Consider the following 15,546-nt stretch of genomic DNA (forward strand, 5'->3'; position numbering starts at 1 on the left):
ACTTTAAAGGATACCCGGGCGAGGAATGATGAATGGCACAAAACGACGTTTTTAAAGCAGCGGCAGAGACCGACAATCTGGACCAGCCGGCCCCCTATTATGAAAGGGTCAAAATCATTATTAAGACCAATATTCATAGTGGATTGTGGCCAGTAAACTACCGCGTTCCCTCCGAAAGCGAACTGGTGAATCAGTTTGGCTACAGTCGCATGACCATCAACCGCGCCCTGCGCGAGCTGACCGCTGAAGGTCTGCTGGTGCGTATGCAGGGTATCGGGACTTTCGTCGCCGAAGTGCGCGGGCAGTCCGCGCTGCTGGAAATCAACAATATTGCCGACGAAATTGCCAGCCGCGGCCATCGCCATCACGCCCGCGTGCTGGAACTGACTCAAGTTTATGCCGATGCGCAGCAGGCCATGGCCTTCAACTTACCCAAAGGCAGCCGCCTGTTCCACTCGCTGATTTGCCACTACGAAAACGGCGTCCCGGTGATGCTGGAAGACCGCCTGGTGAACTCGCTGATCGTGCCGGATTACTTCCAGCAGGATTTTACCCGCATCACGCCCAACGCCTATCTCTCGTCCATCGCGCCCATCGTTGAAGGCGAGCATATTATTGAGGCGGTAAACGTGCCTCGCGAAGAGTGTGCTTATCTGGAAATCGACGAACACACGCCTTGCCTGCAGGTCAATCGCCGCACCTGGACCGGCCGCCAGAATAAAAAAATCGTCACCAGCGTGCGTCTGGTTTACCCGGGTTCGCGCTACCGCCTCGAAGGAAGCATGCACAAATGATCCAGCTTCTGCCCTATGAGCAGTGCCCGGAAATGCCCTGGAAAAACGGCCAGGGCGTGACGAGGGAGATTTATCGCTTTCCGGCCACGGATTGCTACGACTGGCGTATTTCGGTGGCCACCATCCGCCAGGACGGCCCCTTTTCTCTTTTTTCAGGCTATCTGCGCAATATCAGCGTGCTGGAAGGCGAAGGCATGACTCTCACCGTCGACGGTGAACAAAGCGCACTTATTCCGCCTTTCCAGGCCACGGATTTTAGCGGCGACAGCGAAGTCAGCTGTACGATTGTCGGCGGGCCGCTGCTGGACTTTAACGTCATCTATAAGGCAGACACCACCCAAGCCACGGTAAGCTGGCTGCGGGAAGGCACCTGGGCGCACCAGCAGGGTACACAGCTGCTGTTTAATGCCGGTGGCGTTCTGGAGCTTGAGGTCAACGGTGAACGCCAGGTTTTACAGCACTACGACAGCCTGTTGATTAGCGCCCCGGCCACGATCAGCGTGGTTTCCTCTGCCTCTTCCCTCTTCGCCCGCGTTACCCTTTCGGCATAAAAAAACCGGCAGACTGGCTGCCGGTTACAACGCTATTTTACTTCATCGCCCCTTAAACTCGGGCGATTGCTTATTTTTAAACGCCGCCAGCCCCGCGGCCCGGTCTTCACTGTCGGCAATTAACGCAGAGAGCGATCTCTCGTAGGCCACGCCCGCGCTAAGCGGCATTTCGTAGCTGGCCGCCACGGCTTTTTTTATCATCATCGCGGCAAGCGGCGCGGCTTTTGCCACCTGAGTTGCCAGCGCTAAAGCCTGCTCTTCCAGCGCATCCGTCACGCGGCTGACAAGCCCTGCATATAGCGCTTCCTGTGCGTCGATTCTTCTGCCGCTTAACAGCATGTCCATCGCCAGTGATTTGCCCACGGCGCGCACCAGCCGCTGCGTCCCGCCCGCACCGGGGATAATCCCGATGTGGCTTTCCGGCAGGCCAAAGACGGCGCTCGAATCGGCGATAATAATGTCGCACAGCAGCGCCAGCTCCAGGCCGCCACCGAGGGCGTAGCCAGACACGGCGGCAATCAGCGGCGTTTCAATGCTCGCCACCCGGTCCCACTTCTCGCTGAACCCGCTGCGCCATAATGTTGTCGCCGACGCAGACGCCAGCGTGCCGGTATCCGCCCCGGCAGAAAAGGCTTTGGGGGAGCCAAGCAAAACAATCGCCCTGACGTCCGGTCGCCCGTCCAGCTCGGTTAAGGTGCCAAGCAGCTCATCAAGCATCTCAGCCGTGAGCGCGTTGTATTTCTGTGGCCGGTTGAGCGTCACCACCGCAACCGCACCGTCAACGTGAGAAAGGATATCACTCATGCTTCTCTCCCCCGGTCAGTTGCCTGACGATGTCGTCACGATGGCGCATTCCGGCGGCGGCGGTCTCTGCGGTCCACGCATAGAAGCCCTCCCCGCTTTTCGCGCCGAGTTTTCCGTCGGCCACTTTGGCTTTCAGCCACGCCGGGAGTTCACCGCTGTTATCCAACGCGGGCAATAAAATACCGGCCACTTTCTCTACCGTATCCAGCCCGGCAAAATCCATTAGCTTCATCGGCCCCATCGCCGCCCAGCGGGGAGCCAGCGTGCGTTGCACCGCCCGGTCTACGTCCTCCACGGAGCCGATCCCGGCATCTACCAGATAAAGCGCCTCGCGCAGCATCGCGTACTGCAGCCGGTTGATAATAAAGCCCGGTATATCCTGGTTAACGACGATCGTCTCTTTCCCCAGCTGCTGGCAGATGTCCCGCACGTTCTGGCAGATGTCATCTCCGGTCTGTTCCCCACGCACAATCTCGATCATCGGCATGGTATCCGCCGGGTTAAACCAGTGCATACCGATCAGCCGCTGCGGCTGGTTCAAGGCCGAGGCCAGCAGCGTGATAGACACGCTTGAAGTGTTCGTCGTGATAACGCAATGCTCGCCCACCAGGTGCTCGACATCCTTCAGCACACGCTGCTTGAGCGCCACGTCTTCGGCAACGTTCTCGGACACCAGGTCAGCACCGCTCAGACAAGCCTCAAAGGAGGTGGTGAACTCTACGGCTTCACCAGCGCCGAGGGATGCCACAATGGCTCGCGCTTTATCGAGCGTCGACTCAGAGCGCGACCACAGGCTAACGCGGTAGCCCGCACGCGCCATCACCACGGCGATGCGCGCGCCCATTGTTCCGGCCCCGATCACCGCCACTTTCTTTATTTGCACCATTTGCGTTCTCCGCCGGTTAAATGACGCCCTGCGCCTTGAGCTGCGCCAGCGTTGCCTCGTCGATAGCCAGTAATTCTCGCAGCACGCTGGCCGTATGCTCACCCAGCGCAGGCGGCACCAGCGCAGGCTCGGCTTGCATGGCGCTCATTTTCACCGGCTGCGGAACAATAGAGATGGTGCCTGCCGTCGGGTGCGTCACCTGCTTCACGAGTTCGCGTTCTTTCGCATAGTCGCTGGTCAGAATCTGGTCGAGACGCAGCACGGCTGAAGCCGGGACGCCCGCGTGGTCCAGAATGGCCTGAGCATCGTTCACCGTTTTATCCGCCAGCCAGCGTTCAATTTCTTCCCGCAAGGGCCGCTGGTTCGCCAGGCGCAGCGGGTCGGTGAGATACAGCGGATCGCTTGCCAGTTCGGGCTTATTCATCGCCGAGCAAAGCTGGCGGAAAAGCTTATCGTTGGCGACAGCAATGACGATGTGGCCATCCTGCGCCGGATAGCTGTCCATCGGCGCGCTGATGGGGTGCGCGTTGCCCAGCCGCCCGGCGGAAGGCTGCCCGCCGATCCATTGAGTCAGGGAAACCATTTGCATCGTCACCATGGTGTCGAGCATTGAGACATCAAGATGCTGCCCTTTGCCGCTGATCCCGCGCTGCAGCAGTGCCGCGAGCACCGCCCAGCTGCCGTACAGCCCGGCCACAACGTCCCCAATGGCATCGCCGACGCGGGTTGGCTCCCCTTCTGCCCAGCCGGTGACCTGCATGATGCCGCCGTAGGCCTGCACGATATGGTCGTAGGCGGCTTTGTGCGCCATCGCCCCGTGCTGCCCAAACCCGGAAATACTGGCGTAAACCAGCCTCGGGTTGATTTCCTGCAGCGTCGCATAGTCGATGCCGAGGCGTTTGGTTACGCCCGGACGGAAGTTCTCCACCAGCACGTCGGCCTGCGCCACCAGTTGCTTAAGAATAGCTAGCCCCTCCGGAGCCTTTAAATCCAGGGTAACGCTTTTCTTGCCATGGTTAAGCTGCATGAAGTAGCTGCTTTCCCCGCCGATATGCGGAGTGAAACTGCGCGAGTCATCCCCGCTGCCCGGCATCTCAATCTTGATGACGTCCGCCCCGAGATCGTTCAGCAGCGAGGCGCACCACGGTCCGGCCAGCACGCGGGATAAATCAAGCACTCTGACGCCTTTCAGCGGCTGTAAAGCTTCACTCATGTTCGGACTCCTCAGCCAGGGCGAGCAGCCGCTGGCTCAGCTCACCTTCAGCAATCAAATCGCGCACGGCATGCATATCCGGATAAAGCGCCGTGTCGGTCTCACGGAACGGCACGCGGGCGCGCACCATGCCCAGCGTTAACTCCGCGCCAACCGAGGCGCGAAGCGGGCGGTGAAACTCCAGCGCCTGGCTGGCGCACAGCAGTTCGATGGCAACGATATCCACCGCGTTGCTCACCGCCAGCATGGCTTTGCGCGCCGAAGAGACGCCCATGCTGATATGGTCTTCCTGCCCGGCACAGGTGGTGACGGTGTGCACGCTCGACGGCGCGGCCAGGCTGCGGTTATCCCCCGCCAGCGCGGCGGCCACGTAAGGCGGGATCATCATCCCGGAGTTCGCGCCGCTTCTGCCGACCAGGAACGCAGGCAGACCGCTAAGATGCACGTTGGTAATACGATCCGAGCGTGCCTGAGACGCCGTGCTGACCTGGGCAATGGCGACAGCCAGAGAATCCAGCGCCAGCGCCAGCGGGGCACCGTGCCCGTTGCCGCCGGGCAGAATAACCAGCGCGTCTTCTTCGATGAGAAAGACCGGGTTATCGGTCATCGAGTTGAGTTCGATAGTCACAATCTGGCGGCAATGGGCGAGCTGGTCGCGCACCGCGCCGTGAATTTGCGGAATACAGCGCAGGCTGAGTGCATCCTGCACCCGATGGTCGCGGTAACGGGCAAAGATCTCGCTGCCGCTCAGCAGACGGCGAAGAATCGCGGCGGTTTTCTGCTGCCCGTCATGCGGACGGAGGGCATGCAGCCGGGCGTCATAGCCCCGGGTATTGCCCTTTAATGCTTCCAGGCACATGCCGCCGGCCATGTCCGCCACCGGCAGCAGCCGCTCAAAATCATGCACGGCAAGGCACGCCAGGCCAGTGATTTCGTAGGTGCCGCTGATCAGCGCATGGCCTTCGCGCGGGCCAGGCACTCGGGGAGCGATCCCCGCTTTTGCCAAAACCTCAGCAGACGGCAGAAGCTCGCCCTGATACCAGCACTGCCCTTCGCCAAACAGAGACAGCCCGATATGCGCCGTCGCAATTAAATAGCCGACCGAGCCGCTGGCCGGTGACCACGGTGTCACCTGCCGGTTAAGCATTTCGGCCATGCGCTTCGCCAGCTCAGCGCTGACGCCGCTGTAGCCCTGCAGCAGGGACTTCAGCATCACCGCCATCATGGCGCGCACTTCACGCACCGACAAATCTGGCCCCATCCCGCAGGCGTGGCTGCGCAGCATATTGAGCTGCACGCTGGCGATCTGGTCGGCAGAAAGGCGCTCCGTGACCAGGTCACCTACCCCGGTGGTCAGGCCGTAGATCACCTGCCCCTCATCTATTGCCCGTCGAATATACCCGCTAACGTGGTCCATATTCGCCAGCGCCTCAGGGGCCAGTTCGACCGGCGCCCCGTCGGCAATGCGCACCAGCTCGTCAATCGTGGTTTGCGCCCTGCCTAAGGTAACGGTTTCATGGGAACGCGCGGTGGAGCCAGTTTGTCTTGTCATCGTACGCCCTTACTTGCTCAGACCATGTTTAACCAGCCACTGATGCGCAACGTCATCAATGCTGGCAAATTCCGCAAGCTGCCCGTTCATGGCGATCAGGTCTGCGGTGGTTAACTGGGCCGAAACTTTGTTCAACGTGCCCTCAATGGTCGGATTCAACGTAGTAGTGGCCACAATCGGGACGATGTTTTGCGCCGCAAACAGGTTTTTCGGATCGGCCAGCGCCACCAGATGGTCTTTCTGAATTTCCGGCGTGGTGGAGGTTAAATCCGCCGCCTGAATTTGGTTATTTTTCAGCGCGGTCAGCGTCAGCGGGCCCGCGACATCCAGTACTTTGAAGCTCTTGAAGTTCAGGCCATACACTTCTTTCAGCCCCGGCACGCCTTCGTGACGCGTTTTCCATTCAGCCGGGCCGCCCAGAATAAGCTCTGCCGCATGAGGCTTCAGGTCTTCAATGGTTTTGAGGTTGTACTTATCCGCCGTTTTTTTGGTAACGGCGATAACGTCGCTGTTTTGCGCCACGGAGGTATTCAGCATTTTCACTTTGGCCGGCAGCTTCGCCGCCAGCGCGGTCGCCACTTCGTCGGAGCTGTGCGCTTTATTATTGGCATCCAGGTAGCTCAGCAGCGCGCCGCTGTACTCCGGGATAACGTTAATGGATCCGTCCAGCAGGGCCGGAATGTAAACCTCACGGCTGCCGATGTTGAGCTTCTTCTCCACCGGGATGTTCTGCGCTTCCAGCGCACCGGCGTAAATCGTCGCCAGCAGCTGGTTTTCCGGAAAATCAGCCGAGCCAATAATCACCTTCTGCCCCGCATCTGCCGCCCACGCGGAGGAAACAACGGACAGCATCGCGGCACTCAACAGCGTCAAACAACGTTTCTTCATATTCATCGCTTTCACCTTGTGTAATTAACGGGCTCAACATCACTGGGTTTTGATACGTCGGGAAATGCCGTGGGACACCACGTACTTCACCGAAAGGGAAAAGAACACATCCACGAGCAGCGCCAGAATGGCAACCAGTACCGCACCGGCGGTCATCTGGGCAAAATCGTTCGCCGCGCGACCGTCGATAATCAACCGCCCCAGGCCGCCAAGCGAGACGTAGGCCGCAATGGTGGCGGTAGAGATAATTTGCAGCGTGGCGCTGCGAATACCGGACAGAATCAACGGCGTGGCGCAGGGCAGCTCCACCTGAGTCAGCACCTGGAACGGCGTCAGGCCGATGCCTTTGGCGGCATCGTGCACGCTGGGGTCAACGGAGCGAATCCCCGCATGCACACCCAGCGCTATTGGCGGCAGGGCTAATACCACCAGCACGATAATGCACGGCAGAATAAAGGCCATGTCGGACTCGAAGTAGCCCGCCATCAGAATAACCAGCAGGATAATCAGGCCAAACGACGGCAGGGAACGCAGCGCGTTGGTGGTGCCAATCAGCAGCGCTTCCCCTTTGCCGGTATGGCCGGTGTAGCAGCCCACCGGAAACGCGATGGCTATCGCTATCGCCAGCGCCACCGCGCTGTAGCCGATATGCTGCGCCAGCAGCGGAAGAATACCGTCGTCGCCATACCAGTGGCTGAGCGTAAAGAACCAGTCAGACATACTTTATCCCCTTGTTGGCTGCCAGCGGCTTAATGAGCGGGTGACGGCCACAACCACGCAGTCGAGCACGAAAGCCAGCACGATACACAGCACGATGCCGGCAATAATTGGCGTCAGAAACTGCAGCTGAAACCCCTGAGTAAACAGCGACCCGAGCTGCGGGGCGCCGATCAGCGCGGCGACGGAAACAATGCTGACGTTAGAAACCACGGCAACCCGCATCCCCGAGCCAATTACCGGCACCGCCAGCGGCAAATCAACCTGGAAAAACTGGTGCATCGGCTTATAGCCGAGGGCAAAAGCAGACTGCCGGGTGTCGGTGGGCACCGAATCCAGCCCGTCACACACGGTTCTGACCAGCAGCGCAAAGCTATAAATCGTCAGTGCCACCACCACGTTGATCGGGTCGAGGATCTGCGTGCCGAGCAGCGGCGGTAGCAGTACAAACAGCGCCAGGGACGGGATGGTATAGAGCAGCCCGAACAGGTTAAGAATCACGCCCTTTACGCGCGGCATGCTGCTCACCAGCCAGCCAGCCGGAATCGCCAGCAGCAGGCCAATCAGGATCGGCGTCACAGAGAGGTAGAGATGCCACAGCAGCAAATGGAAAATTTTGTCGCTCTGCGCCCACAGCCAGTCAAATCTCATACCGCCTCCCGCGCCATCGACTTGCAGGCATCCAGGACGTGATCCAGCCCCAGAGTACCCAGCACTTCTGCCCGCTCGCCAATCACCACCGCCCGGTGACACGGCGAGCTGAGCGCGGAGTCAAGCATCTGGCGCAGCGTGCCGGTTTGGGGGAAGAAGGTCGCGCCCAGATTAATGTGCTCCGGCACCACCGCCTCAACCTGCTGGTGCGTATCAAACCAGCCGCAGGCTTTGCCTTCGCGGGTCACCAGCAGCCAGCGCTGCACCGCAATGTTGCGCGCCATATCAATAGGCGTGCCCACTTCGGCGGTCGGCTCCGTCTGCATTGAGGCCAGCGGCCCGGAATTGTAGAAACTCAGCTTGCGATAGCCGCGGTCGCGGCCAATAAAGTCGGCAACAAAATCACTCTGCGGGGCGTTAAGCAGCTCACCCGGGGACGCCATCTGCCCCAGCTTGCCGCCGGGCTTCAGGACCGCAACCAGATCGCCCAGCTTCATGGCTTCATCGATATCGTGGGTCACCATAATGATGGTTTTACTCACTTCCTTTTGAATGCGGAGAAACTCTTCTTGCAGCTGGTCACGCACCACCGGGTCCACGGCGCTAAAAGGTTCATCCATCAGCATGAACTCCGGGTCAGCGGCCAGCGCTCTGGCAACCCCTACACGCTGCTGCTGGCCACCGGAAAGTTGCCACGGATAGCGTTTTGCCAGCTGCGGGGCCAGGCCGACAACTTCCAGCAGTTCCCCTGCTCTCGCACGGGCTTTGGCCTTAGGCATGCCGTTGAGGATTGCGGTGGTAGCAATGTTGTCGATGATGTTTCGGTGCGGGAACAGGCCCGCATTCTGGATAACGTAGCCAATACGGCGGCGCAGCTGCACCACGTCCATAGCCGAGGTGGATTCACCGTTAAGAAGGATGTCGCCGGAGGACGGCTCAATCAGCCGATTAATCATGCGTAGTGACGTTGTTTTCCCACAACCGGAAGGGCCTACCAGCACGGTGATCTTGCCGCCGGGTGCGGTGAGATTCAGTCCATCCACCACGACCGTGCCGTCGTCATAAAACTTGGTCACATTGTTGAAAGTAATCATCGCTACGCCTCATGGTCATCTGGCTGCCGAAGAAATGAACGGCTGCGTAAAAAAGCTATGTATAGCATTGTATGTACAATCTGCAAAGCCTGTGCCATAACAAGTACGCAACATCGAAAAAAATGAATTTTATTGTTTAAAAACAAATAAATAATGATTTTATTAAATTTTAAGTGTGATCGAATCGTGATTTTCATCAGGATTAAACGGTGCCTTCCGGGCGATTTTCCAGCTATCTGAACTGCTATTTTTGCCCCAAAAAGGATCAATCTCTTTGTAAAGAGCGCCAAAATGGTGCGTAAGAGGTCGAAAAAGAAACGATATATGATGTAACTACTTAGCAGTGTTTATTTAATTAATTGATTTAAAAGAACAATAAAATGTTTTTCGCGCCTGGCATCAAATGTGCTAATCATGTATATACAAGCAAACGAAAAAATGACATGGTATTTTTCGTGAGCACTTTCCCCGTTATCTCAAAACAAGGTGAACCCCATGAAGAGTGAGTTTTCTCGTTATCGTGATGTTGAAATCAGGGCGCCACGCGGCACGAAGCTGAATGCAAAAAGCTGGCTGACGGAAGCCCCGCTGCGCATGCTGATGAATAATCTCGATCCGGACGTGGCTGAAAACCCAAAAGAACTGGTGGTTTATGGCGGCATTGGCCGGGCGGCGAGAAACTGGGAGTGCTACGACAAAATGGTCGAAGCGCTTAAGGCCCTGAATGAAGATGAAACCCTGCTGGTGCAGTCCGGCAAGCCGGTTGGCGTCTTTAAAACCCACGCCAACGCCCCTCGCGTGCTGATTGCCAACTCTAACCTGGTGCCGCACTGGGCTAACTGGGAACACTTCAATGAGCTGGATGCAAAAGGCCTGGCGATGTATGGCCAGATGACCGCCGGGTCGTGGATCTACATCGGCAGCCAGGGCATTGTGCAGGGCACCTATGAAACCTTCGTAGAAGCAGGCCGCCAGCACTACAATGGCTCGCTAGCCGGGCGCTGGGTACTCACTGCGGGCCTCGGCGGCATGGGCGGCGCACAGCCGCTGGCCGCTACCCTTGCCGGGGCCTGTTCACTGAACATTGAATGCCAGCAGTCACGCATCGACTTCCGCCTGCGCACCGGTTATGTCGACGAGCAGGCCAAAGATCTGGACGACGCCCTCGCCCGCCTCAAACGCTACACCGACGAAGGGAAAGCCGTTTCTATCGCCCTGCACGGCAATGCGGCAGAAATTCTGCCTGAACTGGTGAAGCGCGGCGTGCGCCCTGACATGGTCACCGACCAGACCAGCGCCCACGATCCGCTCAACGGCTACCTGCCAATTGGCTGGAGCTGGGAAGAGTACCGCGAGCGCGCAGCCGTTGAGCCTGCGGTGGTCACTCAGGCGGCGAAAGCCTCCATGGCAGAACACGTTAAAGCAATGCTCGCCTTCCAGCAGCAGGGCATTCCTACCTTTGATTACGGCAACAACATCCGCCAGATGGCCAAAGAGATGGGCGTCAGCAACGCCTTTGATTTCCCGGGCTTTGTGCCCGCTTATATTCGCCCGCTGTTCTGCCGCGGGATCGGGCCTTTCCGCTGGGCCGCGCTGTCCGGCAACCCGGAAGATATCTACCGCACCGATGCCAAAGTCAAAGAACTTATTCCTGACGACAAGCACCTGCACCGCTGGCTGGACATGGCCAAAGAGCGCATAAGCTTCCAGGGCCTGCCAGCGCGTATCTGCTGGGTCGGCCTCGGCCAGCGCGCAAAACTGGGCCTGGCGTTTAACGAAATGGTCAGAAGCGGCGAACTGTCTGCCCCTATCGTCATTGGCCGCGATCACCTTGATTCCGGTTCGGTGGCAAGCCCGAACCGCGAAACTGAATCAATGCAGGATGGCTCCGATGCCGTGTCCGACTGGCCGCTGCTGAACGCCCTGCTGAACACGGCCAGCGGCGCGACCTGGGTTTCCCTGCACCATGGTGGAGGCGTCGGCATGGGCTTCTCACAGCACTCCGGCATGGTTATTGTCTGCGACGGCACCGACGAAGCGGCAGAGCGTATTGCTCGCGTGCTGAACAACGATCCGGCCACCGGCGTGATGCGCCACGCGGATGCGGGCTATGATATTGCTATTGAGTGCGCCAAAGAGCACGGCCTGAACCTGCCAATGCTGGCGAAGTAGTTCCCCTGGGGTGCGGCTTTCGCCGTGCCCCGTCCTGATGAGAGAGATCTTATGCGGATTTTATGGCGTAACTGCCGCATCACCACCATGGTCAATGGCCAGTACAATATTATCGAAGGCGCGGCGATGCTGACCGAAGGCAACAAAATTGCCTGGATTGGCCCCGAAAGCCAGCGCCCAAATCAGCCCCATGACGAAGAGCGCGATCTTCAGGGCAAACTCGTCACCCCTGGCCTTATCGACTGCCACACCCATAGCGTGTTCGGCGGCAACCGCAGCCAGGAATTTGAGATGCGCCTGAACGGTGCCACCTACGCGGATATTGCCGCGGCAGGCGGCGGGATAGCCAGCACGGTGAAGGCCACGCGTCAGGCAAGCGAAGCCGAACTGCTGGCAAGCGCCAGCCGCCGTATCAACGCATTACGCAAAGACGGCGTGACTACCCTGGAAGTGAAATCGGGCTACGGCCTCAGCTTTGACGACGAGCGCAAAATGCTGCGCGTGGTCCGCCAGTTGGCGCAAACTCTGCCGCTGACAATTTACAGTACCTGCCTGGCTGCACACGCCCTGCCCCCGGAATACAAAGACCGCAGCGACGACTTTATCACCGACGTTTGCGAACGTTGGTTACCTGAATTGCATCGTGAAGGGCTGGTTGACGCCGTCGATGCCTTCTGTGAACACCTGGCCTTTTCCGTGCCGCAGGTCGAACGCGTCTTTGTGAAAGCGCATGAACTGGGGCTGCCGGTTAAGCTTCATGCCGAACAGCTTTCGCTGCTGCACGGCGCGGGGCTTGCCGCCCGCCACAACGCACTTTCCGCCGACCATCTGGAATATCTCTGCGAAGACGATATTACGCTGATGGCAAAACACGGCACGACCGCCGTGCTGCTGCCCGGCGCGTTTTACTTCCTGCGCGAAACGCAGAAGCCGCCGGTCGCGCTGCTGCGTAAGCATCACGTGCCAATGGCCATTTCCAGCGACCTGAACCCAGGCACTTCCCCGGTGCAGTCCCTGCGTTTAATGATGAACATGGCCTGTACGCTGTTTGGCCTGACGCCGGAAGAAGCACTTGCTGGCGTGACGCTAAATGCGGCGCGCGCGCTCGGGATTAGCGAGAAAACGGGCACCCTGGAAGCAGGTAAAGAAGCCAGCTTTGTTGCCTGGGAAATAGACCATCCCGCCGAACTGAGCTACTGGCTGGGCGGCACGCTCTCCAAACAGGTTATCTATCAAGGTAAAGAGGTGTGGAATGATTAAGGGCTTTGAGCTTCACCAGGGCAAGCTGCCGCTGCTGATCAGCATGCCGCATCCCGGCACGCAGTTAACGCCGGAAGTGGCAGACGGGCTGACGGCGCGGGCCAAAAAACTGGAAGATACCGACTGGCATATTCCCAAACTTTACCAGCCAGTACGCGAGATGGGTGCCAGCATCCTCAGCGCCAACTACTCGCGCTACGTGGTGGATTTAAACCGTCCCTCGGACGACAAGCCGCTGTACACCACGGCCACCACCGGGCTTTACCCGGACATTTTTTTCGACGGTGAACCGCTGTTCGAGGCGGGGAAATCCCCTGATGCGCAGGCCAGAGCAGATATCCTGACCAACATCTGGCAGCCCTATCACCAGGCGCTTGCCCAGGAACTGGCAAGGCTCAAAGAAATCTTTGGCTATGCGCTGCTATGGGATGCGCATTCCATCAAATCCGTGGTACCTCGCCTGTTCGAAGGCCGCCTGCCGGATCTTAACTTCGGCACTGCGGACGGCGCCAGCTGCGATCCGGCACTCAGCGCTGAACTGTTAAAAACCAGCGAGCATTTCAACGGCTACAGCAAAGTGCTGAATGGCCGCTTCAAGGGCGGGTACATCACTCGCCATTACGGTGCGCCACAGCAAAATATCCATGCGGTACAGCTGGAAGTGGCGCAGTGCTGCTACATGGATGAAGAGAGTTTTGCCTGGTCAGACGATAAGGGCGCGCAATTCCAGCAGTTGCTGACCCAATTGATTGGGACCGCGCTCGATTGGGGAAAACGTCATTACGGCTAGTCCGCTTGACTTAATTTGTTAAAAGCGTACTTTTCAGGACATGAAAACTATTCTGGTTATTGTCCCTGACGGCGGCATGCTGTTCGAAGCCGCCGGTATCGCCGATATTCTGATGCAGGCTAACCGCCTGCATGCGGAAGCCCTGACCGAGCCTCGCTACCGCATCAGTATCGCCACCACTCAACCCCATCACGTCGTGCACGGCATGTCCGGCCTGAACCTGCTGGCCGATCACCGGCTGGCCGACCTCGATCCCAATGAGCCTCGCGACACCATCATGATAACCGGCAAAGGCCAGAGCGAGCCCGAAGGCAGCGCGGTGGTCGACTGGCTGTGCCGCGCCGCGCCGAATACTCAGCGCATTGCCTCCGTGTGCGGCGGCGCGATGCTGCTGGCCCGCGCCGGGCTGCTGGATGGCCGCCGGGCAACCACCCACTGGCGAATGCTGGAAGAGATGCAGGCCAGGTGGCCGCAAATCAAAGTTGAAGGCGGCCCTCTGTATATTCAGGACGGCCCGGTGTGGACCTCCGGCGGCGTGAGTTCCGGCTTTGACCTTACGCTGGCGTTGGTTGAGGCGGATTACGGCTTCACCCTCGCGCGGGATGTGGCCCAGGATCTGGTGATGTACCTCCATCGCCCCGGCGGCCAGCTGCAGTTTAGCCGCTATCATCTGCGCCAGGCGGCCAATACCGGGCCGATAAGCCAGCTTCAGGACTGGCTGCTGGATAACCTGGCAGAGGATTTGTCGGTAGAAAAACTGGCGGAACGGGTCGCCATGAGTCCACGTAATTTTACCCGCGTCTTTACCCGTGAAACCGGCGTCACACCCGCCCGCTATGTGGAAGAAGCCCGACTGGCCGCCGCCCGCCATCATCTTGAGCAGTCGAACGACACCCTGGAGCGGGTCGCCTGCGCTTCGGGCTTTGGCACCGCCATTAACCTGCGCCGCGTCTTTGAACGCCAGCTTCACCTCACGCCGGGAGAATACCGCGAACGTTTCCACTGCCGGAAGTTGGCATGAATTGATCCTTTTTTGTCATTTACGCCATTTCACTCTGAGCCTACTCTGACCCCAGACATTCAAGAGAAGGAGTGAATCATGGTTAAGGTCGGGATTAATGGTTTTGGCAGAATCGGACGTAACGTGCTGCGAGCTGCCCTGGGTAACCCCAATATTGAGATCGTGGCCATCAACGATCTGACGGACAGCAAAACCCTTGCGCACCTGTTAAAACACGACTCGCTGATGGGCAAACTGCCTGCACCGGTGGAGGCTTCCGAAGGGCTGCTTCACGTTGACGGCAAGCCGGTTCGCGTCTTCAGCGAAAGAGATCCGGCGCTGATCCCATGGCGTGACGTTGGCGTGGATATCGTTATCGAGGCCACCGGCTTTTTCACCAGTCGCGAAAAAGCCGAGGTTCACATCACCCACGGCGGCGCAAAACGCGTGATCATTTCGGCCCCAGGCAAAGACGACGATCTGACCATCGTACTGGGCGTGAACCACGAAAGTTACGATCCGCAGAAGCATTTTGTGGTCAGCAACGGCAGCTGTACTACCAACGGCCTGGCCCCTGCCGCGCAGGTGCTGCATCAGGCATTCGGCATTGAACACGGCCTGATGAACACCACCCACGCCTACACCAACAGCCAGGCGCTGCACGACCAGCCGGAAAAAGACCTGCGTGGCGCACGGGCGGCAGCGCTGTCGATTGTGCCGTATTCCAGCGGCGCGGCTAAAGCCCTCGGCAAGGTTATCCCGGAGCTTGACGGCCGCCTGACCGGCTACTCTTTGCGTGTGCCGGTGCCGGTAGTGTCCATCGTCGATTTAACCGTGACGCTCAAACGCGATGTCACGGCGGAAGAAGTGAACGCCGCGTTCCGTAAAGCCGCAGAAGCTGGCCCGCTGAAAGACATTCTGGGCTACAGCGATGAGCCGCTGGTCTCCAGCGATTACCAGGGCGACCCGCGCTCTTCGATTATTGACGGGCTTTCAACTCTGGTGATTGGCGGGAATCTGGTGAAAATTCTGGCCTGGTACGACAACGAATGGGGCTTCTCTAACCGCCTGGTTGACCTTGCCCTGCTGATGGATAAACGCGGGCTGTAACGGTCGCTGAAATGCAAAAGCCAGCCTTGCGGCTGGCTTTTTTTATTGCCGCCTCTGCAATACA

At 58.8% G+C, this 15,546-nt stretch carries 15 protein-coding genes; 7 read left to right on the forward strand and 8 right to left on the reverse strand.

All coding sequences use genetic code 11. The annotated features are described in order from the left end of the window. The first annotated feature begins 32 nt into the window (after positions 1–32). Together hutC and LH86_RS17230 are read left to right on the forward strand one after the other, a co-directional pair. Complete coding sequence (gene hutC / locus LH86_RS17225; protein WP_008454147.1) at positions 33–794, forward strand: histidine utilization repressor; 762 nt, start codon at positions 33–35, stop codon at positions 792–794. Next, positions 791–1,345 (forward strand): HutD family protein, encoded by a 555-nt coding sequence (locus LH86_RS17230; RefSeq protein ID WP_039303859.1) that lies wholly within the window; start codon positions 791–793, stop codon positions 1,343–1,345. Before hutC ends, LH86_RS17230 begins: the two co-directional genes overlap by 4 nt. Before the next feature lie 42 nt (positions 1,346–1,387). On the opposite strand, the gene LH86_RS17235 is transcribed toward LH86_RS17230, so the two are convergent. Genes LH86_RS17235 through LH86_RS17270 form a run of 8 tightly spaced genes read right to left on the reverse strand, consistent with a single transcriptional unit; the run spans position 1,388 to position 9,150 of the window. Further along, on the reverse strand, positions 1,388–2,149 hold the full coding sequence (locus LH86_RS17235; RefSeq protein ID WP_039303868.1) for an enoyl-CoA hydratase-related protein: 762 nt from the start codon (positions 2,147–2,149) through the stop codon (positions 1,388–1,390). Beyond that, entirely contained in the window at positions 2,142–3,035 is an 894-nt protein-coding gene (locus LH86_RS17240; RefSeq protein WP_039303872.1) for a 3-hydroxyacyl-CoA dehydrogenase family protein, read from the reverse strand. The genes LH86_RS17235 and LH86_RS17240 overlap by 8 nt, the downstream gene beginning before the upstream one ends. A 16-nt stretch (positions 3,036–3,051) precedes the next feature. Then, entirely contained in the window at positions 3,052–4,248 is a 1,197-nt protein-coding gene (locus LH86_RS17245; RefSeq protein ID WP_039303875.1) for a CaiB/BaiF CoA transferase family protein, read from the reverse strand. After that, the gene (locus LH86_RS17250; RefSeq protein ID WP_039303877.1) at positions 4,241–5,800 is read right to left on the reverse strand and encodes an HAL/PAL/TAL family ammonia-lyase; all 1,560 of its coding nucleotides are present in this window, start codon (positions 5,798–5,800) and stop codon (positions 4,241–4,243) included. Before LH86_RS17250 ends, LH86_RS17245 begins: the two co-directional genes overlap by 8 nt. A 9-nt stretch (positions 5,801–5,809) precedes the next feature. After that, on the reverse strand, positions 5,810–6,694 hold the full coding sequence (locus LH86_RS17255) for an ABC transporter substrate-binding protein (protein ID WP_039294335.1): 885 nt from the start codon (positions 6,692–6,694) through the stop codon (positions 5,810–5,812). A 33-nt stretch (positions 6,695–6,727) separates the two neighbouring features. After that, positions 6,728–7,408 (reverse strand): ABC transporter permease, encoded by a 681-nt coding sequence (locus LH86_RS17260; RefSeq protein ID WP_039303879.1) that lies wholly within the window; start codon positions 7,406–7,408, stop codon positions 6,728–6,730. Positions 7,409–7,411: 3 nt separating this feature from the next. Then, positions 7,412–8,056: an ABC transporter permease gene (locus LH86_RS17265; protein ID WP_039303882.1), complete on the reverse strand. Its 645-nt coding sequence runs from the start codon at positions 8,054–8,056 to the stop codon at positions 7,412–7,414. After that, a complete protein-coding gene (locus LH86_RS17270) occupies positions 8,053–9,150 on the reverse strand; it encodes an ABC transporter ATP-binding protein (protein WP_039303885.1) in 1,098 nt (365 codons plus the stop codon). The genes LH86_RS17265 and LH86_RS17270 overlap by 4 nt, the downstream gene beginning before the upstream one ends. A gap of 495 nt (positions 9,151–9,645) precedes the next feature. Between LH86_RS17270 and hutU the strand changes: the two genes are divergently transcribed. From hutU to gap, 5 genes are all read left to right on the forward strand, one after another. Next, entirely contained in the window at positions 9,646–11,322 is a 1,677-nt protein-coding gene (hutU, locus tag LH86_RS17275; RefSeq protein WP_039303897.1) for a urocanate hydratase, read from the forward strand. Between the two features lie 51 nt (positions 11,323–11,373). Next, positions 11,374–12,582: an imidazolonepropionase gene (gene hutI / locus LH86_RS17280; RefSeq protein ID WP_039303898.1), complete on the forward strand. Its 1,209-nt coding sequence runs from the start codon at positions 11,374–11,376 to the stop codon at positions 12,580–12,582. Further along, positions 12,575–13,372: an N-formylglutamate deformylase gene (gene hutG / locus LH86_RS17285; RefSeq protein ID WP_039303900.1), complete on the forward strand. Its 798-nt coding sequence runs from the start codon at positions 12,575–12,577 to the stop codon at positions 13,370–13,372. The genes hutI and hutG overlap by 8 nt, the downstream gene beginning before the upstream one ends. 40 nt (positions 13,373–13,412) lie before the next feature. Continuing rightward, the gene (locus tag LH86_RS17290; protein ID WP_039303902.1) at positions 13,413–14,393 is read left to right on the forward strand and encodes a GlxA family transcriptional regulator; all 981 of its coding nucleotides are present in this window, start codon (positions 13,413–13,415) and stop codon (positions 14,391–14,393) included. Positions 14,394–14,471: 78 nt separating this feature from the next. Next, the gene (gene gap, locus LH86_RS17295) at positions 14,472–15,482 is read left to right on the forward strand and encodes a type I glyceraldehyde-3-phosphate dehydrogenase (protein ID WP_039303904.1); all 1,011 of its coding nucleotides are present in this window, start codon (positions 14,472–14,474) and stop codon (positions 15,480–15,482) included. Positions 15,483–15,546: the final 64 nt, after the last annotated feature.

Source organism: Cedecea neteri (assembly GCF_000758325.1).
Lineage (GTDB): Bacteria > Pseudomonadota > Gammaproteobacteria > Enterobacterales > Enterobacteriaceae > Cedecea > Cedecea neteri_B.

What these genes read in the sequence shown, in the direction of transcription:
- hutC (WP_008454147.1), top strand. Translation starts at nt 33, where the DNA reads ATGGCACAAAACGACGTTTTTAAAGCAGCGGCAGAGACCGACAATCTG.
- LH86_RS17230 (WP_039303859.1), top strand. Translation starts at nt 791, where the DNA reads ATGATCCAGCTTCTGCCCTATGAGCAGTGCCCGGAAATGCCCTGGAAA.
- LH86_RS17235 (WP_039303868.1), bottom strand. Translation starts at nt 2,149, where the DNA reads ATGAGTGATATCCTTTCTCACGTTGACGGTGCGGTTGCGGTGGTGACG.
- LH86_RS17240 (WP_039303872.1), bottom strand. Translation starts at nt 3,035, where the DNA reads ATGGTGCAAATAAAGAAAGTGGCGGTGATCGGGGCCGGAACAATGGGC.
- LH86_RS17245 (WP_039303875.1), bottom strand. Translation starts at nt 4,248, where the DNA reads ATGAGTGAAGCTTTACAGCCGCTGAAAGGCGTCAGAGTGCTTGATTTA.
- LH86_RS17250 (WP_039303877.1), bottom strand. Translation starts at nt 5,800, where the DNA reads ATGACAAGACAAACTGGCTCCACCGCGCGTTCCCATGAAACCGTTACC.
- LH86_RS17255 (WP_039294335.1), bottom strand. Translation starts at nt 6,694, where the DNA reads ATGAATATGAAGAAACGTTGTTTGACGCTGTTGAGTGCCGCGATGCTG.
- LH86_RS17260 (WP_039303879.1), bottom strand. Translation starts at nt 7,408, where the DNA reads ATGTCTGACTGGTTCTTTACGCTCAGCCACTGGTATGGCGACGACGGT.
- LH86_RS17265 (WP_039303882.1), bottom strand. Translation starts at nt 8,056, where the DNA reads ATGAGATTTGACTGGCTGTGGGCGCAGAGCGACAAAATTTTCCATTTG.
- LH86_RS17270 (WP_039303885.1), bottom strand. Translation starts at nt 9,150, where the DNA reads ATGATTACTTTCAACAATGTGACCAAGTTTTATGACGACGGCACGGTC.
- hutU (WP_039303897.1), top strand. Translation starts at nt 9,646, where the DNA reads ATGAAGAGTGAGTTTTCTCGTTATCGTGATGTTGAAATCAGGGCGCCA.
- hutI (WP_039303898.1), top strand. Translation starts at nt 11,374, where the DNA reads ATGCGGATTTTATGGCGTAACTGCCGCATCACCACCATGGTCAATGGC.
- hutG (WP_039303900.1), top strand. Translation starts at nt 12,575, where the DNA reads ATGATTAAGGGCTTTGAGCTTCACCAGGGCAAGCTGCCGCTGCTGATC.
- LH86_RS17290 (WP_039303902.1), top strand. Translation starts at nt 13,413, where the DNA reads ATGAAAACTATTCTGGTTATTGTCCCTGACGGCGGCATGCTGTTCGAA.
- gap (WP_039303904.1), top strand. Translation starts at nt 14,472, where the DNA reads ATGGTTAAGGTCGGGATTAATGGTTTTGGCAGAATCGGACGTAACGTG.